The organism is Streptosporangium sp. NPDC023825 (assembly GCF_040639575.1).
Lineage (GTDB): Bacteria > Actinomycetota > Actinomycetes > Streptosporangiales > Streptosporangiaceae > Streptosporangium.
In genome coordinates this window covers 105,413-132,003 of sequence record NZ_JBFAAE010000007.1, presented here as the reverse complement: position 1 = coordinate 132,003, position 26,591 = coordinate 105,413, and the positions used below count along the sequence as shown (strand labels likewise).

The window sequence follows — 26,591 nt, the reverse complement described above, 5'->3', positions numbered from 1 at the left end:
GAGTCTCGTTCCCCGGCCACATGGAGTGACTCGGGCGGCTTGAGGGGCTGGTGAAGGGAACGGATGAACTTCTGTCTGAGTGACCTCGTGCCGCCGCTGCGCTGGAGCGACGCGGCCACGATCCCACTTCTGCGCGAACAGCCCGACCTACCGGACGCTTGGTGGCGGAGCCTGCCGATGGCCCGCGTGCTCGCCGTGCTGGGCCCGGAGAGGCTGGCCGACATCCTCGCCTCGGTCGCCCTGAACCACTGGCCGGCCGCCGCCGTGGGGGACGTGCTCCCCGCTCTGCACGTCCTGGACCCGGAGGACGCGGACGAGCCCTGCACGGCCATCGCCCTCGACCGGGCCGGGTCCTGGCCGGGCCTTCTCGCGCTGACCGGCCACGACCTGCGCGACCAGCCGTTCATCCAGCCTGTCCCGCTGCTGCAGGCCCTCTTCACGGCGGTCTTCACGCGCCTGGCGGCCCCCGCCCACGCGGTCCCGGTCCCGGCGGCGCTCACCGCCGGAGCCGCCCGGACGCCCGCCCCCCCGCGTGAGACCTCCGAGTCCTCCCCCGGGCCGGTGGGCTCGCCCGCGCCCGCCGGGAGCGCTTCCGCCGCCGGAGACCTCCCGGCTCAGGACGCTCCGCCCGCCGCTGCGGCCTCCCATCCCGGGAACGCGCCGGAGCCGGAGGCCCTCGCCGAGCCCGTGGCCCTGCCGAAGCGCAGGCCCCCCCAGGAGCGCGACGCCCTGCCGGTGCCCGAGGCCCGTCGCACGACGGACCCGGACGCCGGCCCCCAGGAGGCCCCCGGGTCGCTCTTCCAGCCCGCCTCGAGGAAGAACCCGCCGTCGAGCACCTCCGCGGGGGAAGAGCGGTTCGCGGCCGCCTCCGACGACGTGAGGGCCGCCGAGACCGGATTCGCCGCCGAGGCCGGGTTCGCCCCCGAGGACGTGAGGGCCGCCGAGGCCGTGAGGGCTGCCGAGGCCGGGCACGCGGAGACGGAGGCCGTCTCCGCGGCAGGCCCCGCCGGAGCCGTCGCCGGGACCGGGCCCGAGGAGACGGAGGCCGGGTCCGCGGGAGCGGAGGCCCTCTCCGAGGCCGGGCACGTCGCCGGGCCCGCGGACGAATCCATGGACGGCCGCGAGAAAGGCCCCGAGGACGACCGGGCGGGCGACCCCGTACCCGCCGGCGCCCCCGAGGCGGCGGAGGTCCCCGAGCCGGTCGCGGAGAGCCACGAGGACAACGAGGACGCGGAGGACCACGAGAGCGCGGAGGATCACGAGGGCGGCGGAGCCGCGCGGCCGCCGGTGCGGCCGGCGCCGAGGAGCCTGCACGCGCTGGTGGACGGCGTCTTCGCCAACGTGGAGGACAAGCGCTGGGCGGTGGCGCAGAACAGGCTGTTCAGCGACGCCCCGGCGACCGTGGAGGCGCTGGCCAAGCTCTTCGCGGTGCCCCCGGAGGTCATCGCCGACATCGAGGCCGACCTGCGCAGGGAGCTCGACGAGTGGACCGCCTCCGACGAGGCCGCCCCGTACCGGGAGCACCTGGAGGAGGTGAAGGGGATCCTCGGCAAGGCCGCGCCCAGGGAGCGGCTGATCAACGCGGTCCCCTGGCACACCCAGGAGCTGCACTCCCTCGACGTACCGGCCTGGCAGTTCGTGCTGGCCACCCTCCCCGGCTACCACCTGGTCGACGAGTGGCTGGTGGAGGGCGACATCACCGAGCTGCGCCACCGCACCCGCGACATGATCAGCGGTGCCAAGCCGCCGCTCACCATCAACAAGGCCCTCGACATGGTCTCCTCGCTGGGCATCCACCCCGAGGTGTCCAAGGAGTGGCTGGAGAACGTCCCGCAGCTCCGGATCCTCGGCGCGGGCGAGCGGCCTCCCCAGCGCTCGAACGGCGCCCCGGCCCTGACCGCGGAGAAGCCCGGCGACCTGAGCGGCGGGGCCGGCGGGATCGGCGGGACGAACGGCGGGGAGCCCGGGCGGGAGCCGGGGAAGGCGCCGTTCCGCCCGCTGAAGGACGTCTCGCTGACCAGGCGCTGCTTCCGGCAGCCGGACGGCCGCTGGTGGCTGAGGATCGACGTCACCGCAGAGCACCTCGGAGGTGCCGAGTGCCCGCTGCCCAGCGGGTTCGCCGCCTACCTCGGGATGTCGCCCGGTGACGGCCGCACGGTCAGCAGCGCGGTCGGGGAGCTGGTCCTCAGCTGGCAGGACAGGCCCGTGCTGGAGTCGCTCATGACGCTCCTGGAGGACGTGGGGGCCAAGGAGGGCAGCCACCTGTTCCTCACCCTGTCGGACGAGGGCGTGCTGCGGGCCAGGCACCTGCCGGCCGCGGGCGAGGAGGTGGAGGCGACGGCTCGGGCGCTGAGGCTCGTCGGCTACACCGCGACGGGCGGCACCCCCGAGCAGGCCGGGCGGGTGATCGCCACCCGGGTCGGCATGACGGGACCCGTGGCCACCCCCGAGCTCCTCACCCGGCTGCGAGAACGCGGGGACCGCGATCTCCTGTCACTGTTGGCCTGATCCATGCCCCGCCTCGCCATCTCCCCGGACTTCCCCGTCGAACTCGGCGCCCTGGCCCAGCCGGTGCGCCGGGACGTCGTGGTCTCGGCGCGCAGGTTCCTGCAGAACGTGGCGGGCGCCCCGCACCCCGAACGGGTCAGGGGGGCGAGGGACCCCCGGGTGGCGACCCTGAGGCTGGCCGACCGGCACCGGGGGGTCGTGGTCAAGCAGCGGGACGTCTACTGGCTGCTGACCGTGCTGCCGGACGCGGAGGCGTGGGCGTACGCGCAGCGCTACCGGTTCGGCGTCAACACGGCGCTGGGCGTGGTCGAGATGTGGGACGCCGAGGCGCTGGACCGGGTGCGGCCCGCGGTGCGCAGGGCGGCCGAGGCGTCCGCGACGCGGCTGTTCTCCGACTTCTGCGACAGCGACCTGGCCGAGCTGGGGGTCGACGGCCGGTTCCTGCCGCTGGTCAGGCAGATCACCGACCAGCTCACCCTGGAGGCCCTCGAACCGCTGCTGCCCCCGACGCAGTACGAGCCGCTGGCGGCGCTCGCCAGGGGCGAGTCGATGGCCGGGGCCTGGCGGGAGCTGGAGAACTGCCGCGCCGTCCCCGCGGACCCCGAGCCGATCAATCCCGAGGACTTCGGTGCCGCGCTCCTGCGCAGCCCGGACCGCGCCGTCTTCACCGACGACCCGCGCGAGCTGAACCGCGTGCTCGACGCGCCGGGCTGGTGCGTGTTCCTGCACCCGCCGCAGCACCGGCTGGCGTACTGGGAGTCCTACCAGCAGCCGACGCTGGTCACCGGCGGCGCGGGCACCGGCAAGACGCTCGTCGCCCTGCACAGGGCGGCCTACCTGGCCGGGCGCGCGAGCGGGCAGATCCTGCTCGTCACCTTCTCCCAGGGGCTGAGCGCCGAGCTCGCGACCAGGCTCGACCAGCTGATCGAGGACGGGGTGATCCGCAAGCGGATCGAGGTCGGCAACGTGGACCGGCTGGCCCACCGCATCGTCGCCGAGGCCGAGGGCCGCCCGCCCGCCCTGGTCGGCGCCGCCGAGCTGACCGCGCTCTGGGAGGAGACCGAGACCGGTCACAGCCCGGCGTTCCTGCTGCGCGAGTGGGAACAGGTCGTCCTGGCGCAGAACCTGCGGACCCTGGACGAGTACCTGGAGGCCCCCCGCCCGGGCCGCAGCGTCGAGCTGACGGCCGGGGAGCGCACCTCCGTGTGGAAGGCCGTCGAGCACGTCACCGGGCAGCTGCGCGAGCGCGGCAAGCGGACCCTGCTGCAGCTGGCCTCCGAGGCGTCGACGCTGCTCGGCCAGACGACCGGGGACCTGCTGGAGGAGGCGGAGCCGGCGCGGGAGCCGTACCGGCACATCGTGGTGGACGAGGCGCAGGACCTGCACCCGGCGCAGTGGCGGCTGCTGCGGGCGGCGGTGCCGCACGCCCGCGACGACATGTTCATCGTGGGCGACCCGCACCAGCGCATCTTCGACACGCGGGTGGCGCTCGGCGCCGTCGGGATCGACGCGATCCAGCAGCGCCTGCGGGTGTCGTACCGGCTTCCCCGGGAGATCCTTTCCTGGGGGGTCCGGTTGCGCGGGGGCGGCCCCGCCGACGGGCTCGTCAAGGGTGTGCAGGAGCTTTACGGCTTCCGGGGCACCCGGCACGGGCTCCGGCCGATGGTCCGCGCCTACGATTCACCGCAGGATGAGCTGACGGGTCTGGTGGCACAGGTGGGACAGTGGGTGAATGAGGGCGTGACGCCCGAGGAGATAGCGGTGGCCGCCAGGACCGCCGGCCTCGTGCGTGACGCGCGGGCCGCTCTGCGTGATCTGGGGGTACGGGTGACGACGCTGCACGCCATGAAGGGACTGGAGTTCCGGCGGGTCGCGGTGATCGGCGTGGCCGACGGGATCGTGCCCGACCCCGACTCCCTGACCCCGGTCGGCGAGGACCCCGCCGCCAGAGCCCATGATCTCCAGCGGGAACGCGGCCTGCTCTACGTGGCCTGCACCCGGGCGAGAGAACTCCTCTACGTTTCCCATTACGGACGGGCCAGTCCCTTCCTTCCTACCTGACCACATAGTCTGAACTGCGGATATATTCCCCTTTGCCGGTTGGACCTCAATGAACCTCAGCCTGAGCGACATCGCGCCACCCTTGCGCTGGACCTCTCCCGGCCAGGTAGCGCCGATCGCGACCGACCCCCGCCTCCCCGAGGCGTGGTGGCAGGCGCTTCCGCTCGACACCGCCTGCTCGACCATCGGGACGTCCGAGGTCGCCGGTCGCCTGACCGACCTCGCCCTGGCGTGCTGGGGGCACCTCATGCTCGGTGACGTCCTCCCCCTGCTCAGGTTCGCCGACCCCGCCGCGAGCGTCCGCACGCCCGAAGGGCTCGGCCGCGAGGTGGTGCACAAGCTGTTCACCGGGGTGCTGGAGCGATTGCTCGAACCGGTCACCGAGGAGAGCGTCGCCAGGATCCGCCCCTCCCGGCCCGACCGGCCGCTGCCCGAGCTGATCGACGAGGTCTTCGCCACCCTGGACGAGCGGCAGCGGGCCATCGCCAGGGACCGGCTGTACGCCTCCCAGCGGGCCACGCTCGACGACCTCGCCCAGCGGTTCTCCGTCACCAGGGAGCGCATCCGGCAGATCGAGCGCGACCTGCGCGACCACGTCGAGGCCTGGCTCGCCAAGGACGACGCGGCGCCGCTGATCGCCCACGTGTCGTGGCTGCGTGGCCGGCTGGGCTCCGCCGTGCCCGCCGACGACCTGGCCGCCGCCGTGCCGTGGCACCGCACCGACCTGGCCACGCTGGGCATCCCCTCCTGGCGGTTCGTGCGGACCCTGCTGACCGGCTACGAGCAGGTGGACGGCTGGCTGGTCGCCGGGGGGGCGGACGAGCTCAGGGAGAAGACCCGGCAGCTGTTCACCGACGGGCCGCGCCCGCTGGACGAGGCCGTGACGCTGGCCAGCCAGCTCGGCATCCGCGAGGACGTGGCCGAGCGCTGGCTCATCGCGGTGCCCCAGCTGCGGGTGCTGGAGAACCACGTGGTCCCGTGGCCGCGCAGCGTCAACGACAAGGCCGAGGCCGTGCTGGCGGTGGCGGGCGGCCCGCTGACGCCCGAGGAGATCCAGGAGCGCATCGGCGAGGACTACAGCCTCGTCGGCATCCGCAACCAGCTCACCGCCGACGACCGCTTCCTGCGGGTCGACCGGAACAAGTACGGGCTGTCGCGCTGGGGCGGCGAGCAGTACCTGGGCATCCGGGAGATGATCGTCAGGGAGATCGAGCGGTCCAACGGCGAGGCGTCGGTCAACACGATCGTCACCAACCTCACCGGGCGCTACGACGTGAGCGAGAGCTCGGTCCGCGCGTACGCGGGCGGGCCCGGCTTCGAGCGCACGCAGCGCGGGTGGATCAGGGTGGCCGGGTCCGAGCAGGCCGACTACCAGCCGCGCCGGGACGTCTCGGAGACCCGGCGCTGCTTCCGCAGCCGCGACGGGCGCTGGTGGCACCGGGTGGACGTCAACGCCGAGCACCTGCGCGGCTCGGGTTCCCCGCTGCCGACCGGCTTCGCCGCGCACCTGGGCATGGCCCCCGGCGGCCAGCTGACCGCCTCCACCCCGTCGGGCGACGTGGTGATCAGCTGGCACAACCAGCCGACCATGGGGTCCATCCGCCCCGTCCTGATCGCCGCCAACGCCTCCGAGGGCGACCACGTCTTCCTCACGGTCTCCGACGGCGGCGAGCTGCTCACCCGCTACCTGCCCGCGGCCTCGCCGGCCCTGCCCGCGCTCAACCGGGCGCTGCACCTGATCGGCTACACGGCGCCGGTGGCGTCGGAGGCCGAGGGCATCCGCCTGATCGGCGCCCGCATCGGCCTGCCGGAGGGCTGCACCCGCGAGGAGGTGATCGCCCGCCTGCGCGACCGGGGCGACCGCGAGATCCTCGCCTTCCTCGAAGGCTGAGCGGGCCGAACGAGCCGGGAAGGCAGAAAAGGCCGAGGAGTCGCGCGCCGGGTCCGGACACGACCGGACCCGGGGCGCGCCCGGGTGAACTCACCGGCGTGGACTCTTACGCCGTGGGAACGGGCGCGGTTGCGTAGGCTCGACCCATGCTGAGCCTGTATGACACGCGGAATCGCCGGGTTGAGCGGATCGTTCCCGAGGGGAGCCGCTCCCTGCGGATGTACACCTGCGGCCCGACCGTCTACAGGTCGGCCCACGTGGGCAACCTCCGGTCCTACCTGCTGGCGGACCTGATCAGGCGGGTCAGCGAGCGGCAGCGGGTCCGGGTGGTGGCCTGCCGCAACATCACCGACGTCGGGCACCTGGTGGACGACACCGAGATCGACCCCTCGGGCGAGGACAAGGTGCTCGCCCAGGCCAGGGCCGAGGGGCGGAGCGTCCTGGAGGTCGCCCGGTTCTACGAGGACGCCTTCGTGGCGGACACGACCGCGCTGAACATCCGCCCGCCCGAGCACTCGCCCCGGGCGAGCGAGACGATCGACCTGATGATCGAGATGATCGCCAAGCTGATCGAGAAGGGGCACGCGTACGCGGTGCCCGACGGGTCGGTCTTCTTCGACGCCGCCTCCTTCCCGACGTACGGGGAGATCTCCGGCAACCGGCTCGACCGGCTGAGGCCGGGCCACCGGATCGAGGCCGTCGACCCGCGCAAACGGTTCCACGCCGACTGGGCGCTGTGGAAGCCCTCGGAGACGGGACTGACCTGGGAGACCCCGTGGGGCCGCGGCTTCCCCGGCTGGCACATCGAGTGCTCGGCCATGTCGCTGCGGTTCCTCGGCGAGCGCATCGACCTGCACACCGGCGGGATCGACCTGCGCTTCCCGCACCACGAGGACGAGCGCGCCCAGTCCGACGCCACCGCCGGGCACGAGGTGGTGCGCCACTGGGTGCACGGCGAGCACCTGCTCTTCGACGGGCGCAAGATGTCGAAGTCCACCGGCAACGTGGTCCTGCTCAAGGACGTGGCGGACGCGGGCCTCGACCCGCTGGCCGTGCGGCTGGCGCTGCTGGAGCACCGCCACCGCCAGCAGATGAACCTCACCTGGGACACCCTGCGGGCCGCCGACAAGACCCTGCGGCGCTGGCGCGGCCAGGTGGCCGAGTGGTCGGAGTCGCCGAGCGGCCCGATGCCCGCCGACCGGGTCTCCCGGATCGAGGCCGCCTTCGACGACGACCTCGACACCCCGCTGGCGCTGCGGCTCCTGCGCGAGCTGGAGCGCGACGACTCGATCTCCCCCGGTTCGCGCTTCGAGGCGTTCCTGCACCTCGACCAGGTCCTCGCCCTGGACCTCTCCCTCGACATCGGCAGGACGCTCAGGCCGAAGCCCCTGCCCGAGGGCGCCGCCGAGCTGCTGGAGCGGCGCGCGCGGGCCCGCGACGCCAGGGACTGGGCCGCCTCCGACAGCCTCCGCGACGAGCTGGCCGCCCTCGGCGTGAAGGTCACCGACACCCCGGAGGGCCAGACCTGGACCTGACGGCCGTTTCGCGCGGGACCGGTACGGCCTCCGTCCTGGACCGGCCGGCCGGTACGGCCTTCGCCCCGGACCGGTCCCACCGGGAGAGGACCTCCCGGCCCGGGGGCGGGATTCCCATCCCGCCGGAAAGGGGTTCCGCCCCGCCGGGAGGGACGAAAGCAGCAGATCACTCGTAATGTCGGTCGCGACCGATAGCGTCCTGATCATGAGTGAGATCGTCGTCGCCGTACGACCCGGCACGATCGCGGATGTGGACGGGATCGTCGCCTGCAGCTCCGCGCTGTTCGCCGAGGACGCCGGGACCCGTGACCCCGCCCTGAACGTGAACTGGCCCGTGGAGCACGGGCGGGCCCGCTTCGTGGACGCGCTGGAGGATCCGGACCGCCTGGTGATGGTCGCCGAGGACGGCGGCCGGATCGTCGGCCACCTGACCGGGACCCTGTCAGGGCCCACCGCGATGCGGCCGGTCACCGTGGCGACGCTGGGCAGCATGTACGTCGAGCCGTCCTACCGGGGCCGGAAGATCGGCGCCAGGCTGGTGGAGGAGTTCAGGCGGTGGGCCCGCCACCACGGCGCCCGGTACGCCGGGGTGACCGCCTACGCGAGCAACGAGGCGGCCGTCCGCTTCTACCGGACCAACGGCTTCGCCGTGCAGTCCACGGTCCTGGAGACGGTGCTGTAGTCGGACTTGATACTACTCGGTGGGCCGAAAAATCATGTTTGCTGAAAAACCGTTTGGCGTAAGAGCACCCGCAGCGGCGGCGGTTGCGGTCACGCCGAGGTCGCCTCGCTGACAACTGGCCGCTTCGACGTTCGCGATGCCAAGAAACAGAGTGGTTCCGCTCCGATCTCCCCCATCGCCGAGCAGCGTACTTTTCATCGATGACATCAGGGGCAGCGACTTCGACGACCCCAAAGGTCCGCACTTCGACGCGAAAGCAACACCTGCTTCTCACGAACATGGAGTGCTAATTCAAACCGAAAACCTGAAATCATTCAACCGGCTGCTTTTTGTAGGCCAGACAGGAGGTCTTCGTTGAATTTTTTCCACGAAGAGACTTCACAGATGGGCCCTAAAGGGTCAATACGATCTAAAAGCTGGCGACGATGTTCAGGGAAACGCTTCTTGAATTTTTCCAACCTTCTTCCGGATAGACCCGAAGCGAGAGCGAGCTTTTCGGCAAGCATGGCTTTGGGGTCTGGGATCTCTTCGACGGATCTCGGTTTTGGGAGCCCGGGATTCATTCGACCATTCGGGTTTCCGGAAACCTGCCGAATGTTGTACTCATCCAGCATGAGCCATGCCTCGGTCATGCGAATCGGAATAGCACCCATAAAAGGAGTATTCGGTACGACCGCCTCGATGGCTAATTCAATTTCACGCAGGCGAGACTCTCTGCTTTCCCTGTCAGCGTCACGATGAATTATTATAAGTTCGTAATCTCCTCCGATCTCCTTGATCATCTCCAGTTTGGATTTAATCGTTCTTTGACGGGCTTGGGGAAGCCTTTCCATCAGCGGATCCGTAACGACCACCATAAATCCGTGTTCGCCGGCTATACGCCTAACATGAGTCGTGATACCACTGTCGCTGGTTCCTTCGTCAAGGAACAAGATGCGCAGACTCACGCGATCTCCAAGGTAAGCCGAGCTCCGGGTGGCGTCGTTAGGTAAGGGAGGATATCGGCTTTGGTAACCGCCCTTCCTCTCGCGTTCTCGTCATCACGCCAACACCCCGCAAGGGGACGTAGCTGGAGTGCATGCGTCATGGTCCCATCAGGTGCCTGTCGAATATCCGTCTCCGCAAAGAGAAGATCTTGAGGGTCCACAAGTTGGACGACTGCGGGCGAATGAGTGTTTACAACGACCTGGCGGAATGGGTTATCTGAGCCCGGCGCCTCTTGGGCGTCGACCGCCAAGTCCTCGACTAGACGAACCATCGCATTTAGATTGGCTGGATGTATTCCGTTCTCAGGTTCTTCCATACACAGCAGGCCTTCAACTGAAGGATCTTCGAGAAGAACGCAGAGAGCAAGAAATCGAAGGGTTCCTTCGGACAGACTTCTGGCAGGCAGGGCGAGCCCTCCTGACTCAACAAGCTGCACCGTAAAGAGTTCCCGAACGTCGTCTTGTTCAACCTGAAGCTTTCTGACGTTAACACCCGACAAGTCAGCCAGTCGCCCCGCGACTCTTGCATAGATACGCTCCGGATCACCATCCTCGTAAGCTATACGGAATAGAGTTGCTGCAAGATGGCGGCCTGTCGGATCCATTTGACGTGTGTCAACGTAACGGTCCGCCGTTCGGAGCGCGGAGGGTTCGAGAGCCAGCCGACGCCAAGACTGCATTTCTCTTCGAGCAGCCAGGACGGTAGGGTCATCGCTGCTTGTAACCGTACTCACGACCGTTGCAGGAGCCCTGGACGCGGCAGCAGGCTTTGGTTGACCCCTGCTTCCACCGTCCTGATGAATGCTAATGATCGGTTGGCCGTCAGCATCTTGCGTGGTTGAGATGAACGCGGTGCCGGCCCTACGTCCATGTAGTACCGCTTTACGAAATTGGCCAGCATTGTGCTTGAAACGAAGCTTGTCGGGTGCATCCCCCAGCTTGATGTGTCGAAGGTTTTCCGCAAGCAGGCCGAGGCGTCCGATCTTTTCTATTCCTGTGGGAGGAACGTACCCGAGCTCCAGTTCGTAGCGAAGGAAGGTGATCGCAGGCCTGGCTGGTCGGCCGAAATCGTCCTCGACTTCACCTGGAACAATCATTTCCGCTGCGAATCGCATCGTGTGACGAGCTCCGGAATATCCGTTCCAGAACAGGTCGCGAGGATCCCCTAAACGCTCCCCGTGCACCCCACGGACCTCTTGGGCGGCTTCGAGCAGAGATCTGTCCGCCAGGAGACTAAGGAATTGAATAACATCAAAAATATTTGACTTACCGGTGCCGTTGACACCTGCGATGCACGTGAAAGGACCAAGATCCACCTCAAAACCCAAGAGGTTCTTGAATCCATCGACTTCCAGTCTTGTAAGCATCAGAACCTTCCCATGCGCCCCGTGCTAGCGGCGGCGGGTAAGTCAGTCTCGTCTCTCGCACGATACGCACCACGCCCATACGAGGCTCAGCGGACGGAACGCTTCCCTGGAACCCCTCCAGTCGCCGACCCGCCGTCCCCTCGGCGAAGGGGACCGCGACGTCCGTCCTGACGCTCTGATCGGCCAGACAGCGTAATCAGTGTTTTATCGGACCTACCATGCGGAAGCTGCTTACGCCATCCGAGACGTCTTCCCCGCCTGTCGGCCAAGGGCCGGGGGCTTGGCGACAGCGTGCTCCTCATGAGTGCGGTCGTGAACCGGGAGCAAGGTACGTAGGTGTTGAATTGCCGGGTGACATACATCGCGCCCACCGGCGCCCAACACACCATCGCGGCCGGCGGCTTCCAGGCCGTCATCACCGAGCTCGGGGCGGGCCTCAGAAGCCTCACCCTCGACGGCAGGCCGCTCGTCGTCGACTTTCCCGAGGACCAGTCCCCGCTCGGCGGTGCGGGGCTGCCGCTGCTTCCCTGGCCGAACAGGGTCGAGGACGGCCGCTACACCTTCGACGGAGAGGACCGGCAGCTCGCGCTGAGCGAGCCCAAGACCGGCAACGCGATCCACGGCTTCTCCCGGTCTTTCCCCTGGCGGGTCCTGACCCACGACGACGCCTCGATCCGGCTGGGGCTGCGGCTGTTCCCCCAGCTCGGCTACCCGCACGTCCTCGACCTCTCCGTCCGGTACGCCCTGGGCGCCGCCGGCCTGGAGATCGAGGTGACCGCGGAGAACGTCGGCGCCACCGACGCGCCGTACGGCTTCGGAGCCCACCCCTACCTGTCCCTCGGCGCCCTCTGCGCCCTTGACGACGCCCTCCTGGAGTTGCCCGCCACCCAGTGGATCGCGGTGGACGACCGGAAGATCCCCACCGGCCGCCACGACGTCGAGGGCACCGAGTACGACTTCAGGGTCCCCCGTCCGATCGGCGGGACGGAGCTCGACACCGCCTTCACCGGTCTGGAGCGCGGCGCCGACGGGCGGGTGCGGGTCACGCTGGCCGGCCCGGACGGGACCGGGGTCGAGCTGTGGGCGGGCGAGGGCATCGAGTGGCTCCAGCTCTACACCGGAGACACCCTGCCGGAGGGCCACCGCCGCCAGGGACTGGCGGTGGAGCCGATGACCTGCCCGCCGAACGCCTTCCGTACCGGAGAGGACGTCATCAGGCTGGCCCCCGGCGACCGCGCCGTGCACCACTGGGGAATCGGCCCGATCTGACGTCCGACGCCCGGCCGTCAGACCGGGCCCCGCCGGAGCGGCCCGCCAAAGGCGGGGTGCCTCCTTCGGGAATGAGCAGAAGGCCCCTTGGCAGGAAGGGGCCGATCAGCGTCGTGGAAGGACCCTCAGGAAAGCTCTGAGGAAAGGCCCCTTGGCAGGGAGGGGCCCACCAGCGTCACGGAAAGACCCTCGGGAAAGTTCCGGGGAAAGGCCCCTTGGCAGGGAGGGGCCCACCAAGGTCGCGGGAAGACCTCAGGAAAGTTCGGCGGGGCTGACGAGGATGCCGTCCTCGTCGCTGTAGAGCCAGGCGCCGGGAGTGAAGACGACCTCTCCGAAGGTGACCGGCACGTCGAGCTCGCCGGTGCCCTCCTTGGCGCTCTTGGCCGGGTTCGAGCCGAGGGCCTTGATCCCCAGGTCCAGTCCGGCGAGGGCGGCCGTGTCGCGGACGGCGCCGTTGACGACGACGCCGGACCAGCCGTGCGCGACGGCGGAGGCGGCGATGACGTCGCCCATCAGGGCGGTGCGCAGGGATCCCGCGCCGTCCACGACCAGCACGCGGCCCTCGCCCGGTGTGGCCAGGACCCGCTTGACGAGGGCGTTGTCCTCCAGGCAGCGGACGGTCGCGATCGGCCCGGCGAACCGGGGGCTCGGGCCGTAGGAGCGGAACTGGGTCAGGCAGCTCGCGACCGCCGAGCCGTGGGCGTCGACCAGGTCGGCCGTGGAAAGTCTCATGCGTGCATCTTCACAATTACGGCTGCGCCGACACCACGGGGGTGATGCCACACTTGCGGGAGCTTGTCGCCTAGGAGGTTTTTGTGAGGTTTCGCCCGTACGCCTGGATGCCCCGCCCGCTCACGTGGCTGGCACGGGTGCTCACCGTGTTTCTGGTGCTCGGGCTGCTACTCGCCGGAGCGGGCGTGTGGAGCGTGCGGGCGTCGTTCCCGCAGCTCGAAGGCGAGCTCAAGGTGAGAGGCTTGAAGGGAAAAGTCACCGTATATCGCGATAAGACGGGTATCCCGCACATCTACGCGGACTCCCCCGACGACCTGTTCCTGGCTCAGGGCTACGTGCACGCCCAGGACCGCTTCTTCGAGATGGACTTCCGCCGCCACGTGACCGCCGGGCGGCTGTCGGAGATGTTCGGCTCGGCGACGCTGACCGAGGACAGGGTCATCCGGACCATGGGCTGGCGGAAGGTGGCCGAGAAGGAGCTGCCCCTGCTCAGCGAGCAGACCAGGCACTACCTGGACGCCTACGCCCGCGGGGTGAACGCCTGGATGGCGCGCAACGGCGGCTTCGCCGACAGGAGCCTGGAGTACGTGCTGCTGCGGGCGACCAGCCCGGACTACAAGGCGGAGCCGTGGACCCCGGTCGACTCGCTGGCCTGGCTCAAGGCGATGGCCTGGGACCTGCGCTCCAACATGGCCGACGAGATCGGCCGGGCGCTCGCGGCGAGCAAGCTGCCGCGCGGCCGGGTGGAGCAGCTGTGGCCCGGCTACCCGTACGGCACCCACCAGCCGATCGTCACCCGGGGCTCGGTCGGCGAGCGCGGGTTCGACCAGGGTCAGGAGCCGAAGAAGGTCGAGACCGAGCCGTCCGGGGTGGCTCCGGCGACGGGGGCGCTGACCCGGGCGGCCGAGGCCATCCGCGCGGTGCCGAGCCTGATGGGCGACCCGGCGGGCGGCCACGGCATCGGTTCCAACTCGTGGGTGGTCGGCGGCAAGCACACCGCGTCGGGCAAACCGCTGCTCTCCAACGACCCCCACCTGGGGCCGGGCATGCCCTCGGTCTGGTACCAGGCCGGGCTGCACTGCCGCGTCAAGAGCGCCGAGTGCCCGTTCGACGTCACCGGGTTCACCTTCTCTGGCGTGCCGGGCGTGGTCATCGGCCACAACGACAAGGTCGCCTGGGGCTTCACCAACCTGGGCCCGGACGTCGCCGACCTCTATCTGGAACGGCTCAAGGACGACTCGTACCTGTTCATGGGCGACTGGAAGCCGCTGACCACCAGGACCGAGACCATCAAGGTGGCCGGGGGCGCCGACGTACGGCTCAAGGTGCGCGACACCATACACGGGCCGATCATCTCCGACGTCCTGGAGAACGTGAGGAACACGCTCCCGGGCATGGACGCGCTCTTCGAGGAGCAGGCCGACGCGGTCGCGCTCAAGTGGACGGCCCTGGAGCCGGGCAGGACCGCTGACGCGATCTTCGCGCTGAACACCGCGCAGGACTGGCAGCAGTTCAGGGCCGCGGCCGCCAGGTTCGAGGTGCCCGCACAGAACCTGATCTACGCCGACACCGCGGGCAACATCGGCTACCAGGCCCCCGGGCGGATCCCGGTGCGGACCCGCGGCGACGGCACCTGGCCGGTGCCCGGCTGGACCGGCGAGTACGCCTGGCAGTCGACGATCCCCTTCAACGAGCTGCCCAGCCTCTACAACCCGCCGGAGGGCTACATCGTGACCGCGAACAACGCGGTCGTCGACCCCGCCCGCTACCCGTACATCCTCACCAAGGACTGGGCGTACGGGTACCGCTCCCAGCGCATCCTGGATCGCCTCCGCGAGGCGGTGAAGGACGGCGGCAAGGTGGACGTGGCCGCGATGAGCGAGTTGCAGCAGGACAGCGACAACGGCCTCGCCCGGTTCCTGGTGCCCAAGCTGCTGGACGTCGAGATGGCCGGACCCGCCAAGGACGCCCGCGAGCTGCTGCGCAAGTGGGATCGCGCGCAGGGCGCGGAGTCGGGGCCCTCGATGTACTTCAACGCCGTCTGGCGGCACCTGCTCGTCGAGACCTTCAACGACGATCTCCCCGAGGGCGCCAGGTCCCAGGGCGGCGACCGCTGGTTCGAGGTCGTCCGGGTCATGCTCGACAAGCCGGACGACGCGTTCTGGAACGACACGGCCACCCCGGGCGCCGAGACCCGCGACGACATGCTGCGGCGGGCGATGGCGCTGGCCTACGACGAGCTGAACGGCCTGCTCGGCCCGGACGTCAAGGACTGGCGCTGGGGCGACCTGCACTCCCTGGAGCTCGTCCACCAGAGCTTCGGCACCTCGGGAATCGGCCCGATCGAGTGGCTGTTCAACCGGGGCCCGTTCCCGGTGTCCGGCAGCGACGACGCGGTCAACGCCGCCGGGTGGAACGCGCAGGACGGCTACGCGGTGAGCTGGCTGCCGTCCATGCGAATGGTGGTGGACCTGGCGGACCTGGACAAGTCCCGGTGGATCAACCTGACCGGCGCCTCCGGCCACGCGTTCCACGACAACTACTGGGACCAGGCGCCGCTGTGGGCGGACGGCGAGACCGTTCCCATGCTCGCCCGCCGGGACTCCGTCGAGAAGGCCGCCACCCACACCCTGACGCTCAGCCCCTGACGGCGCGGAGGCCTTCCGGGCCGCGGACGAGCTCGTCCGCGGCCCGGCGGGCCGGCCGCCGGGCCCCCCCCCGGCAGGGCGGGAGACGGCCCGGGGGCCGGACCCCCGGCTCCCCGATGGCGAGGTCCCACAGGTCGGCGCGGTCCCGCCCGGCCTCCGCCCAGGCCACCCTGGCCTCCTCCACCGGCGCGAGAAGCGACTCGCCCGACAGCACGAACGTGCCCCAGTGCATGGTCGCCATCCGGCGGGCCCCCACGTCCTGGCAGGCCCGTACGGCCTGCGCGGGATCGACGTGCGCGGCCTTCATGAACCAGCGGGGCTCGAAGGCGCCCACCGGCATCAGGGCCAGGTCGATGCCTCCCGGGTAGCGGGCCCCGATCTGGGCGAAGCGCTCGCCGTAGCCGGTGTCCCCGGCGAAGTAGATCGTCTGGTCGTCGGAGGCGATCACCCAGCCGCCCCAGAGGGACTTGCAGGTGTCCCACACCGACCGGCGGCTCCAGTGGTGGGCGGGGACGAAGTCGAAGCGGACACCGCCCACCCAGGTGCTCTCCCACCAGTCGAGCTCGGTGACGTCGCGGAACCCGCGCCGGGTGAACCAGGACCTCAGCCCCGCCGGCACGAGCACGGGCGTACCGCGCGGCAGCCGCCGCACGGTCCGCGCGTCCAGGTGGTCGTAGTGGTTGTGGCTGATCACCACGGCGTCGATCCGGGGCAGGTCCGCCCACGCGACACCGGGCGGGGTGAGCCGGGGCCGGTGAATGCCGACGATCTTCCTCGCCCAGACCGGGTCCGTGAGGATGGTCAGCCCGCCGATCTGCACCACGTACGTCGCGTGCCCCACCCAGGTGACGACCGCGTCGGTGCCCGTCGCCTGGGGAAGCCCGTCCCGGTGGACCGGGATGCGGTCCTCGTCCCCGACGCCGGGCCGGAGCGTGCCGTGCCAGGCGACCGCCAGCAGCTCCTGGAACGTAGGGATCGGCGAGGTGAGCCGGTCCTTGAAACCACCCGGCCACGACCGCCGCGGCAGGGGCTCGGGCCGCCTCGGCGGCGCCGGTGGCGCGGACCGCGCATGGGGCACCGGTCGCGCGGACCGCTCGGCGGGTCCGGGAACGCGGGGTGCCGCCCCGGGCACCGCGGCCCGCCGCTCGGCGGGCCGGTCCCGCACCGCCCGGCCGGCGGTCCGGCCCAGCTGCCTGAGCGCGCGTACCGGCCGCGTGGTGAAGCGGGCCGACCACCCGGAACGCCGCGGGGGCTCTTCGAGAAGGCCGTCGGGTTCCGCGGGCACGTGGGAGGCGATTGCTGGGTGGGATGTCTGTGACATGGGCGGCCCCCTTCGGTCATCAACAGCTCACCCCTTGTAGATCCCCTCCCAGAGAGATTCATTCCTTTTGCGGGGGTCTAGTGTGAAACCACCAGGGAGATCTACGGGTGTAGTTGCCGTCCTCCAGGTTCGCCAGCCGCTCGAAGAGGTTCCATGAGGCCTGGTTGCCGCAGATCATCATGGAGACGGCCACCGCGACGAGATAGAGCGGGAGCATCGGCAGGCCCACGCAGCACATGTACTGGGAGGCGTGCCGGTCCTCGTGCCTGAGCAGGGCACCGGTGAGGAAACCCTCCGGGTGCTTGGTCAGCACCACGTTGCCCACGGTGAACGCCGAGGCGATCGGGAACCGGAAGCGGTAGCCGTAGGCCAGGATCAGCCCGTCGGGCCCGGCGGTCACCCGGGCACGGCCGAGGCGTGCCAGGAGGAGCCCCAGTGGGGTGGACAGGTTGACGTAGTTGAGCGTCCGCCGTACCCGATGCAACCGCCGCATACCGGGATTGTGCGTCATCCGGCCGACCGGCGACAGTGGCTTTCCCCGGCCTTTCCCCGTCCTTCCCGTCTTTTCCAGCTTTTCCGGCTTTTCCGGCTTTTCTCGCGTGTGACGAGGTCGTCAGGAAGCGGTCGGGCCCGGCGGTACGGGTGGGACCTGCGGGCCGGGCGGTGTGTGCGGCGCCTGCGGCGCCTGAGGTACGGGCGAGGACCGCGGTCCGGAGCCGTACCCGTGCGGGGTGAGCAGCCACGACCCGGCCACGGCGGCCGACGGCGAGAGCAGGACCCCCGTCACGACCGCCACCAGGCCACCGTAGAGGTAGACGTAACCGGACAGGTCGTTGGCGATGACCAGGTCCCCCTCCGGCCGTGCGGAGACCCAGATCACGGTGACCAGCGCCCAGCCCGCCGTGAACGACAGGGGTGCCGCCTTGCCGTGCGTCAGCCGGCCGGCCCCGTAGGTCACCGCGAACAGCAGGGCGAGGCAGCCGATGGCGGAGACCGGGACGGGCCTGACGTACCAGGAGTGCTGGAACCCGCCGAGGACGCCCAGCAGGAGCCCGAGCATGACGAGCACGGCGTTGGCCGCCACGGTGACGACCGTCTCCGAGGGCTCACGCACAGCCGGCACCTGCTCCATCACAAGCATCGAGGCTAGTGGATCCCGGCGAAGAGGTCGTCCTCGCGGTCGTACGGCTCGCCGAGCCCTCCCGCCTCGATCGGCGCTCCGGGACCGGCGGGCCCCGGCACGCCGGAGCGGAGGATGAAGTGCTCGACCCCGAGCACCTCCTGCCCGACGTTGTTGGACAGGGCGAACCAGGGCGGGTCCACGCTGATCTGGGTGGCGTGCGCCCGCATCGCGTCGATCTTCCGGCCGACGTGGGCGCGGGCGTCGATCTCGGTGGTGACGTCCTTGTCCTCGCAGCCGAACGGCAGGTCGTCGACCGGCTCGACGAGGAAGGGGACGCCCCTCTCGCGCATCGCCTCCTCGGTCCTGTACATCACGGACCGGGGCATGGCGGTGTGGTAGATCTTGGCGACCCGCCACGGCCCGCCCGCACCTGAGCCCGTTCCGGCCCCCGCTCCGGACACCGGCTCGGATACAGCTCCGGACACCGGCTCGGACACCGCTCCGGGCCCCGACCCGGGCCCCGGCTCGGCCTTCGGTCCGGACACCGCTCCGGGCCTCGATCCGGACGCCGGTTCGAACGCCGGGTCGGCGGCCAGCTCGACGGCCCGCCAGGCGACGCGGTGGGCCTGGATGTGGTCGGGGTGACCGTAGAAACCGTTCTCGTCGTAGGTGACGAGCACCTGGGGCCGCACCTCGCGGATGATCCTCACGAGCTCGCCGGCCGCCTCGTCCAGGTCGGCCCGCCAGAAGGCGTTCGCCCTGTGGTTGGAGGCGACGCCCATCATGCCGGAGTCCCTCCAGCGGCCGGGACCGCCCAGGAACCGGTGGTCGGTGACGCCGAGCGCCGCGCAGGCCGCGGCGAGTTCCCCGACGCGATGCCCGCCCAGGGTGTCGTCGCGGTCGGCGGCCAGGTGGGCGAGCTCCGGGGGGATCACCTCCCCCTCCTCCCCCAGGGTGCAGGTCACCAGCGTGACGTGCGCGCCCTCGGCGGCGTACCTGGCCATGGTGGCTCCGCTGCCGATCGTCTCGTCGTCCGGATGGGCGTGCACGAGCATCAGGCGCCGATCAGTCATGCGTCCGAGGGTATCGATGCCGCGCGGCGTGCAGAACGCCGGATTCCCGGTCCGTCCGCGCCTCGGAAACAAGACACTCGATGCGGAACTGGCAAGATGGCTCGTATGAGTGAGAGCTTCCCTCGCCTGCACGCCAGAACCCGTCGATTCACCCTTGGAGTGCCGCGCGGCTTCACGATCGCCCCGGGCGGTGACCGCGTCGTCTTCCTCCGGACCAGGGGCGGCTTCGACCCGGTGACCTGCCTGTGGGAGTACGACGTCCTCAGCGGCGCGGAACGGCTGATCGTCGACCCGCGCGCCCTGGCGGCCGACGACGAGAATCTGCCGCCCGAGGAGCGGGCGCGCCGCGAGCGGAGCCGCGAACAGGCCGGGGGCGTCGTCGGGTACAGCACCGACGCCGCGGTGACCGTCGCGGCGTTCGCGCTCTCCGGCGGTCTCTACGTCGTCGACCTGAAGACCGCGCATGTGCGGCGGCTGAAGACCTCCGGGCCGGTGATCGACCCCCGGATGTCCCCCACCGGCGTCCACGTCGGCTACGTGACCGGCGGCGCGTTCCACATCCAGGACCTGGAGGACGAGGTCGACCACGCGCTGGCCCGCCCCGAGTCCCCGGAGGTGACCTACGGCCTGGCCGAGTTCATCGCCTCCGAGGAGATGGACCGCATGCGGGGCTACTGGTGGTCGCCGTCCGGCGACGCCGTCCTGGTCGAGCGGGCCGACGAGTCGCCGGTGCAGCGCTGGCACATCGCCGACCCGGCCAACCCGGCCCGGCCCGCCACCGAGCAGCGCTACCCCGCCGCGGGTACGGCCAACGCCGGGGTCGAGCTCTTCGTCCTCACCCTCAGCGGGGCCCGCGTCGCCGTGCCCTTCGACGACGAGTACCTGGTCAACGCCACCTGGGACGCCCACGGCCTGTCGATCGTCACCATGACGCGCGACCAGCGGACCATGCGGCTGCTCGACGTCGACCCGGCCACCGGCACCTCCACGGTCGTGCGCGAGGACACCGACCCCGCCTGGGTCGACGTCGTCACCGGCGTCCCCGGCCACCTGTCCGACGGCAGCCTCGTCTGGGCCGCCACCTCGGAGGGCGGTCACCGCCTCATCGTCGGCGACTCGCCCGTCACGCCGCCCACCCTCCAGGTCCGCGAGATCCTCGACATCGACGGCGAGACCGTGCTCTTCCGGGCGAGCGGGGAGCCCACCGAGATCGCCGTCTGGGCCTACCGGAGGGGCCAGATCACCCTCGTCAGCCCCGCCGAGGGCGGCGTCTACAGCGGCCACACCGCGGGCGGCACCCTCGTGATCACCGGCCAGACCCTCGGCAGCGAGGGCTCGGTCACCCGAGTCCTGCACAACGGCACGCCCCGCGGCCACATCACCTCGCACGCCGAGCGCCCCGGCCTGGACCTGCGGGTCTCCCTGATCAGGGCGGGCGAGCGCGACCTGGCCACCGCCGTGCTCCTGCCCTCCGGGCACGTGCCCGGCTCCGCGAAACTGCCGGTCCTCATGGACCCGTACGGCGGACCGCACGCCCAGCGCGTGCTGGCCGCGGCCGGAGCGCACCTGACCAGCCAGTGGTTCGCCGACCAGGGCTTCGCGGTGGTCGTGGCCGACGGCCGGGGCACCCCGGGCCGCGGCCCCGAGTTCGAGCGGGCCGTCCTGCACGACCTGGCCACCCCGGTCCTGGAGGACCAGATCGACGCCCTGCACGGCGCCGCCGCGCGGTTCCCCGACGACCTGGACCTGTCGCGGGTCGGCATCCGGGGCTGGTCGTTCGGCGGCTACCTGGCCGCCCTGGCCGTGCTCCGCCGCCCCGACGTGTTCCACGCGGCCGTCGCCGGGGCCCCGGTGACCGACTGGCGCCTGTACGACACCTGCTACACCGAGCGCTACCTCGGCCACCCGGACGAGGGCCACTACGACTCCTCGTCCCTGTTCGCCGACGCGGAGAAGCTGGACCGTCCCCTCCTGCTGATCCACGGCCTGGCCGACGACAACGTGGTCGCCGCGCACACCCTGCGCCTGTCCTCCGCGCTCCTGGCCGAGGGCCGCCCGCACAACGTGCTGCCGCTGTCGGGGGTCACCCACATGACCCCGCAGGAGGCCGTGGCGGAGAACCTGCTGCTGCTCCAGGTCGACTTCCTGAAGAAGGCGCTGTCCTGAGCTCTCCTCGGTAAGGCTCTGGTCTGAGCCTTACCGAGGGCGTCAGTGGTTCTGGCCGGGAGGGAGCGGAACGGTGTAGCCCTGCTGCTGCGGGTTGTACGCCTGCGGGGCGACGTAGCCCTGCTGGAGGTTGTGGCCCTGCGGGGCGACGTAGCCCTGCGGGGCGTAACCCTGCTGAGGGTTGTGCCCCTGCGGCGGGTAGTGCTGCGGAGCCGGGGGCTGCGGAGGAGGCTGCGGAAGGCGAGCGGTCCGGCGCTCGGCGGCTCCGCAGGCGGCGCCGGCGACCATCAACGCGATGCCCCCCAGCGCGAAGACCTGCGCCCGTGGCATGTTGTGGGGGTCCTGCTCCTCCATGGCCAGCAAAAAGGCTATGCACAGCACTATGCAGCCGAAGGTGAGAAAAAGGATGCGGCCTATACCCATGGGGCGAGAGTGTAGCTTCTCGGGCTGAAGCGCTTTCGGCCATGCCAGGCACGCCTCCCCGGCCATTACGGACGGACCGCTATACCGGATTTGCCGTCTTTCAAGATTTCGTCAACACGACGGTCCTAACATAAGTGCCCAAACCGGTCGCGAGTGGTCCGTACAGCCGACGGGATTTCTTGTCTTCAGACCAGGTTCCGGACCACGGACGCACCGGCGCGAATCCACGCTTCGCAGGGGGAGGCGCCACGGGGTGGGTAGTTCCTGTCGCCGTGGCCTTCGTCGTCTTCACGGGAGGATGCACCACTGATGATGGTCACTCGCACAAGAATCGTCGCGGGCCTCACCGGCCTCGTCATGGCCGCCGGACTGACGGCGGGCACGGCGGCCCCTGCCGCCGCGGCGGCCGGTGTCACACCGTCCTTCGACGTGGTGGCGCTGGGCGACTCCTACGGAGCCGGCACGGGGGCCGGGGACTACGAGCCGGGCACCGAGGGGATCTGCTACCGCAGCCGCAACTCCGCCTCCTCGATCCTCGTCGAGCGGCTCCGGCAGCGCGGCACGAATGTGAGATTCGCCAACGTCATGTGCAGCGGCGCGGCCGTCCAGGATCTGCGGCAGCCGTTCAAGGGAGAGCCCCCGCAACTTGACGCGCTCCGCCGGAGCACCGATCTGGTGACGCTGAACATCGGCGGCAACGACGTCGACTTCGCCGGATACGGCGGCGTGTGCGTCCAGGCGGACTGCACCGGCGAGCCCACCGAGGCGATCCTCGACCGCATGCCCGCCCTGAAGCGGTCCCTTAGCGGCCTCCTCACCGAGATAAGGCGCCGCAGCCCCCGCGCCCAGATCGTCATGACCGGGTACGGCAGGGCGGTCACCCGTGACCAGAACGCCGCCGGCATACCACTCGACCCGATCTGCGACGCCGGTGTCTTCAGCGCCGAGGAGCGTCTGGCGGGGGCGAAGGTCTCCGGCGCGCTGGACGCGACCCTGTCCAGGACCGCGCAGGCCGCCAGGGCACGCGGGGTCGACGTCCGGTTCGTCGGCCCGCACCTGAACTCGACGACCCTGCGCCCCGAGTTCGCCGGGCACTCGCTGTGCGAGTCGACCGACCCGTTCTACCGGGGATTCGACGCCCTCGCCCCCGGCCAGGAGGGCGGTGTCGCGGTGCTGCACCTCAACCGCCAGGGCCACGCCGCCCTCGCCGCCCTCATCCAGCGCAAGGTCCCGATCCTCGCCGCCCCCTGACCCGGCTTCCGGAAGGCGGGCGGAACGAATCAGGCACGGCGCCCCCAGGTGAGAGCACCGGAACCCGCTCTCACCTGGACGTGCCGTGCCAGCTGCTCCACAGCGCCGCGTACGAGCCCCCCGCCGCGACCAGCTCGTCGTGGGAGCCGAGCTCGCTGATGCGGCCGTCCTCCACCACCGCGACGCGGTCGGCGTCGTGGGCCGTGTAGAGGCGGTGGGCGATGGCGATGACCGTACGGCCGTCGAGGACGGCGGCCAGCGAGCGTTCCAGGTGGCGGGCGGCGCGGGGGTCGATCAGCGAGGTGGCCTCGTCGAGGACGAGGGTGTGCGGGTCGGCCAGGACCAGCCGGGCCAGGGCCAGCTGCTGCGCCTGGGCGGCGGGGACGGGCTCGCCGCCGGAGCCGACGGCCGTGTCGAGCCCCTCGGGCAGGGCCTCGACCCACTCCCAGGCGTTGACGGCCTCCAGCACCTCGCGGACCCGCGCGTCGTCGGCGTCGGGCCGGGCGATGAGCACGTTGTCGCGCACGGTGCCCCGGAAGATGTGGTGCTCCTGGGTCACCAGGGCGACATGGCCGCGCAGGTCCTCCAGGGGCAGCTCGACCAGCGGGGTGCCGCCGACCGTGACCGCGCCGGTGCGGGGGCCGTGGACGCCCGCGAGCAGGCGCCCCAGCGTGGACTTGCCCGCTCCTGACGGGCCGACCATGGCGAGCCGCTCGCCCGGCCTGACCGTGAGGTCGATGCCGTGCAGCACGTCGTGGCCCTCACGGTAGGCGTAGCGGACGTCGTCGGCCCTCAGCTCGCTCCCCTCGGGGGTGGTGGAACCGGTCTCGCGGTCGTCGGGCACCTCGGCGACGCCCAGCAGGCGGGCCATGGAGGCGCCGCCGACCTGGAGCTCGTCGATCCACATGAGCAGCCGGTCGAGCGGGTCGATGAGCTGCTGGACGTACAGCGTGGCGGTGGTGACCTGTTCCAGCGAGGCCCAGCCCTGAACGTAGAAGAGGCCGCCGATGACCAGCGTCGCCACGATCGGGATCACGTAGCCGAGCTCGACCGACGGGAACCAGACCGTGCGCAGCCTCATCGTGTAGCGCTCGGCCGCCCACGACTCGGCGATGTCGGCGTCGGTGCGCTGGTGACGCCGCCGCTGCAGGCCCAGGGCCTCCACGGCGCGGGCGCCGTTGACCGTCTCGGCCAGGCCGTCGGTCATGTCGGCGTACGCCGCGCTCTCGCGCAGGTAGCCGTCCCTGGCCCGCTTGAGATACCAGCGGGTGGAGATCCACAGGAGGGGGACGGCGAGCAGCGAGGGCAGCATGAGCAGCGGCCCGACCAGCAGCAGCGCGCCAACGGTGATCACGCAGGTGACCAGCGCGATCAGCGTCTCGGGCACGGCGTGCCGCACGGTGCGCGACAGCGAGTCGACGTCGCGCGAGGTCCGCGAGATCAGGTCGCCGGAGCCGGCACGCTCCACCGTGGACAGCGGCAGGCCGAGCACCCGCTCGACGAACTCCTCGCGCAGCTCGGCGAGGACCTTCTCGCCGAGCCTGGAGGAGGCGTAGACGGCGAACCTGACCAGCACCGCCTGGGCGACCACGAAGCCGCCGATGGCGAGCGACACCTGGGTGACATCGACCCCGGAGCCGGTGTGGACGCCCTGGACGAGGCCGCCGAGCAGCCACGGCACCGCCAGGCCCGCGACGGCGGCCAGGGCGTGCAGGAGCAGGGCCACGGTCAGGTCGCGGGGGTACTTCAGGGTGAGCCTGCGGGCGTACGCCCGGACCTGCGCCTGGTCGGCGACGGGCAGGATCTGCCTGCTCATGACGCCTCCCCCCGGGTGACGACGGCGGTGTAACCCGGGTGGGCGGCGAGCAGCTCCCGGTGCGTGCCCTCGGCGCGCACGACGCCTCCTTCGACGTAGACGACGTGGTCGGTGCGGTCGAGCACCAGCGGGCTGGTCGTGCAGACCAGCGTGGTCTTGCCGGCGCGCGCCTTGGCGAGCCGGTCGGCGATGCGCGCCTCGCTGTGGGCGTCGACCGCGCTGGTGGGCTCGATGAGGATGAGCACCTCCGGGTCGAGGGTGAGCGCCCTGGCGAGCCGGAGCCGCTGCTGCTGGCCGCCGGAGAACTCCCGGCCCGCCTCCGCGACGCGCCCGTCGAGACCGCCGGGCAGCGACTCGACGATGTCCTCGGCGCACGCGGCGCTCAGCGCCTGGTCGAGCTCCTCGGCCGTGGCACGGCCGGTGACGTCGAGCTCCTCCCTGAGCACCCCGGCGAACAGCTTGGCGTCGTTGTCGGCGACAAGGATCCGGCGCCGCACCTCGGAGATCGGCAGGGTCTCCAGCGCCACGTCGCCGAAGTCGACGTCGCCCTCGCTGTAGCGGCCGAGCCGGTCGGCGATGGCCGCCGCCTCCTCGGGGGTGGCCGCCGCGACGGCGGTGAGCACGCCGGGGCGCACGGCGACCCCGGAGGCCACGTCGCGCAGCAGGCCTCCCTCGGAGCGGCCGGCGCCGCCCTCCACCTCGGGCCGCAGCGAGAGGATGCGCACCACCCTGCGGGCGGCGACGTGCCCCTTGGTCAGCTTGTCGGCGGCCTCGGTGAGGGTGCGCACGGGGGCGATCAGGAAGGCGGCGTAGCCGTAGAAGGCGACGAGCTGGCCGACGCTGATCTCGCCGCGCGTCGCGAGGGTGGCGCCGAGCCAGATCACGCCGGTGATCAGCAGCCCCGGCAACAGGACCTGCGCGCCCTCCAGCATGGACTCGACGGAGGCCACCCGCACGCCCGCGTGCCGCACCCGCTGGGACTCGGCGCCGTAGCGGTCGGCGAAGACCCGCTCGCCGCCGATGCCGCGCAGCACCCGCAGGCCGGTGACGATGTCGGCGGCGCGGGTGGAGAGGTCGCCCTGCAGGTCGCGGTGGGCGTTCTGGCGGCGGTGCAGCGGCCTGAGCATGGGGGCGACGGCGACCGCCATGAGGGGCAGGCCCACCAGGACCGCCAGGCCCAGCGGCGGCGAGCTGCTCATCAGGATGACGGTCACGACGGCGATGGCGACGATCGCGCCGCTGCCCCGGATCAGGATGTCGACCGCGTTGCCGATGTGGGCGATGTCGGAGTTGCCGACGCTGACCACCTCGCCGGTGGACATGCGCTTGGGCAGGGTCGCGCCCAGCCGGGTCGACTGCCTGACGGTGACCTGGACGGTCCGGTAGGCGGCGGCCAGCCAGTTGTAGACGGCCAGCCGGTGGCGCAGGACGCCCGTGACGGCCTGCGCGACCCCCAGGGCGAGCACCACCCCGCCCCAGGTCGTCAGGGACGGCACGTCCCTGGCCCTGATGGCGTCGATCCCCTGGCCCATGGCGTACGGCACGAGCGCCATCGCGAGCCACCACAGGACGGCGTAGACGATGCCGAGAAGCAGCGGGCCCCCCTGCATGCGGGCCACCCACCGCAGGTATCTGATCGGGCTGCGGGCATCGGGAACGCCGGGATCGACGGCGGGTAAGGAGCGCATAGCCCTGCAAGGGTTACAAACTCCGCGCTGACCAGGCAAATCATTTTCGGC

At 70.9% G+C, this 26,591-nt stretch carries 19 protein-coding genes and 1 pseudogene; 10 read left to right on the top strand and 10 right to left on the bottom strand.

What is annotated here, in order from left to right; translation table 11 throughout:
• Window positions 1-63: 63 nt before the first annotated feature.
• The 6 genes and pseudogenes from AB0G15_RS09225 to AB0G15_RS09200 form a co-directional block, all read left to right on the top strand.
• A complete protein-coding gene (locus tag AB0G15_RS09225) occupies window positions 64-2,508 on the top strand; it encodes a hypothetical protein (RefSeq protein WP_362836927.1) in 2,445 nt (814 codons plus the stop codon).
• Window positions 2,509-2,511: 3 nt separating this feature from the next.
• Complete coding sequence (locus tag AB0G15_RS09220) at window positions 2,512-4,569, top strand: UvrD-helicase domain-containing protein (protein WP_362836925.1); 2,058 nt, start codon at window positions 2,512-2,514, stop codon at window positions 4,567-4,569.
• Window positions 4,570-4,618: 49 nt separating this feature from the next.
• Window positions 4,619-6,460, top strand: a complete 1,842-nt coding sequence (locus AB0G15_RS09215) for a sigma factor-like helix-turn-helix DNA-binding protein (protein WP_362836923.1) — start codon at window positions 4,619-4,621, stop codon at window positions 6,458-6,460.
• 146 nt (window positions 6,461-6,606) lie between these two features.
• Window positions 6,607-7,995, top strand: a complete 1,389-nt coding sequence (cysS, locus tag AB0G15_RS09210) for a cysteine--tRNA ligase (RefSeq protein ID WP_362836921.1) — start codon at window positions 6,607-6,609, stop codon at window positions 7,993-7,995.
• Window positions 7,996-8,200: 205 nt separating this feature from the next.
• Complete coding sequence (locus AB0G15_RS09205) at window positions 8,201-8,677, top strand: GNAT family N-acetyltransferase (RefSeq protein WP_362836919.1); 477 nt, start codon at window positions 8,201-8,203, stop codon at window positions 8,675-8,677.
• A 63-nt stretch (window positions 8,678-8,740) separates the two neighbouring features.
• Window positions 8,741-8,881 (top strand): annotated as a pseudogene (locus AB0G15_RS09200) (hypothetical protein); the annotation flags it as partial.
• Window positions 8,882-8,991: 110 nt separating this feature from the next.
• On the opposite strand, the gene AB0G15_RS09195 reads toward AB0G15_RS09200, so the two are convergent.
• Together AB0G15_RS09195 and AB0G15_RS09190 are read right to left on the bottom strand one after the other, a co-directional pair.
• A complete protein-coding gene (locus AB0G15_RS09195) occupies window positions 8,992-9,624 on the bottom strand; it encodes a hypothetical protein (RefSeq protein WP_362836917.1) in 633 nt (210 codons plus the stop codon).
• The gene (locus AB0G15_RS09190) at window positions 9,621-11,030 is read right to left on the bottom strand and encodes an AAA family ATPase (protein WP_362836915.1); all 1,410 of its coding nucleotides are present in this window, start codon (window positions 11,028-11,030) and stop codon (window positions 9,621-9,623) included. Before AB0G15_RS09190 ends, AB0G15_RS09195 begins: the two co-directional genes overlap by 4 nt.
• Window positions 11,031-11,381: 351 nt before the next feature.
• Between AB0G15_RS09190 and AB0G15_RS09185 the strand changes: the two genes are divergently transcribed.
• Window positions 11,382-12,299, top strand: a complete 918-nt coding sequence (locus tag AB0G15_RS09185) for an aldose 1-epimerase family protein (protein ID WP_362836913.1) — start codon at window positions 11,382-11,384, stop codon at window positions 12,297-12,299.
• Window positions 12,300-12,551: 252 nt separating this feature from the next.
• Here AB0G15_RS09185 and rraA read toward each other — a convergent pair whose 3' ends face one another.
• Window positions 12,552-13,031, bottom strand: coding sequence for a ribonuclease E activity regulator RraA (gene rraA / locus AB0G15_RS09180; protein ID WP_362836911.1), 480 nt, complete (start codon window positions 13,029-13,031; stop codon window positions 12,552-12,554).
• Between the two features lie 107 nt (window positions 13,032-13,138).
• On the opposite strand from rraA, the gene AB0G15_RS09175 reads away from it, so the two are divergent.
• Entirely contained in the window at window positions 13,139-15,679 is a 2,541-nt protein-coding gene (locus AB0G15_RS09175; protein ID WP_362837102.1) for a penicillin acylase family protein, read from the top strand.
• Here the strand turns inward: AB0G15_RS09175 and AB0G15_RS09170 are convergent.
• From AB0G15_RS09170 to mshB, 4 genes are all read right to left on the bottom strand, one after another.
• Window positions 15,669-17,000, bottom strand: a complete 1,332-nt coding sequence (locus AB0G15_RS09170) for an MBL fold metallo-hydrolase (protein ID WP_362836909.1) — start codon at window positions 16,998-17,000, stop codon at window positions 15,669-15,671. The genes AB0G15_RS09175 and AB0G15_RS09170 overlap by 11 nt on opposite strands.
• Window positions 17,001-17,058: 58 nt before the next feature.
• Window positions 17,059-17,493, bottom strand: a complete 435-nt coding sequence (locus tag AB0G15_RS09165) for a hypothetical protein (protein WP_362836907.1) — start codon at window positions 17,491-17,493, stop codon at window positions 17,059-17,061.
• 120 nt (window positions 17,494-17,613) lie between these two features.
• Complete coding sequence (locus AB0G15_RS09160; RefSeq protein ID WP_362836905.1) at window positions 17,614-18,114, bottom strand: DUF6113 family protein; 501 nt, start codon at window positions 18,112-18,114, stop codon at window positions 17,614-17,616.
• 32 nt (window positions 18,115-18,146) lie between these two features.
• Window positions 18,147-19,196 carry an N-acetyl-1-D-myo-inositol-2-amino-2-deoxy-alpha-D-glucopyranoside deacetylase gene (gene mshB, locus AB0G15_RS09155; protein WP_362836903.1) on the bottom strand — a complete coding sequence of 350 codons (1,050 nt, stop codon included), beginning with the start codon at window positions 19,194-19,196 and terminating at the stop codon, window positions 18,147-18,149.
• A gap of 105 nt (window positions 19,197-19,301) precedes the next feature.
• Here mshB and AB0G15_RS09150 point away from each other — a divergent pair, with 105 nt between their 5' ends.
• On the top strand, window positions 19,302-21,362 hold the full coding sequence (locus AB0G15_RS09150) for a prolyl oligopeptidase family serine peptidase (RefSeq protein ID WP_362836901.1): 2,061 nt from the start codon (window positions 19,302-19,304) through the stop codon (window positions 21,360-21,362).
• A gap of 42 nt (window positions 21,363-21,404) precedes the next feature.
• Here the strand turns inward: AB0G15_RS09150 and AB0G15_RS09145 are convergent, their stop codons facing one another.
• Window positions 21,405-21,785, bottom strand: a complete 381-nt coding sequence (locus AB0G15_RS09145; RefSeq protein ID WP_362836899.1) for a hypothetical protein — start codon at window positions 21,783-21,785, stop codon at window positions 21,405-21,407.
• Between the two features lie 309 nt (window positions 21,786-22,094).
• On the opposite strand from AB0G15_RS09145, the gene AB0G15_RS09140 reads away from it, so the two are divergent.
• Complete coding sequence (locus AB0G15_RS09140) at window positions 22,095-23,036, top strand: SGNH/GDSL hydrolase family protein (RefSeq protein WP_362836897.1); 942 nt, start codon at window positions 22,095-22,097, stop codon at window positions 23,034-23,036.
• Between the two features lie 70 nt (window positions 23,037-23,106).
• Here the strand turns inward: AB0G15_RS09140 and AB0G15_RS09135 are convergent, their stop codons facing one another.
• A complete protein-coding gene (locus AB0G15_RS09135) occupies window positions 23,107-24,852 on the bottom strand; it encodes an ABC transporter ATP-binding protein (RefSeq protein WP_362836895.1) in 1,746 nt (581 codons plus the stop codon).
• A complete protein-coding gene (locus AB0G15_RS09130) occupies window positions 24,849-26,540 on the bottom strand; it encodes an ABC transporter ATP-binding protein (RefSeq protein ID WP_362836893.1) in 1,692 nt (563 codons plus the stop codon). The genes AB0G15_RS09135 and AB0G15_RS09130 overlap by 4 nt, the downstream gene beginning before the upstream one ends.
• Window positions 26,541-26,591: the final 51 nt, after the last annotated feature.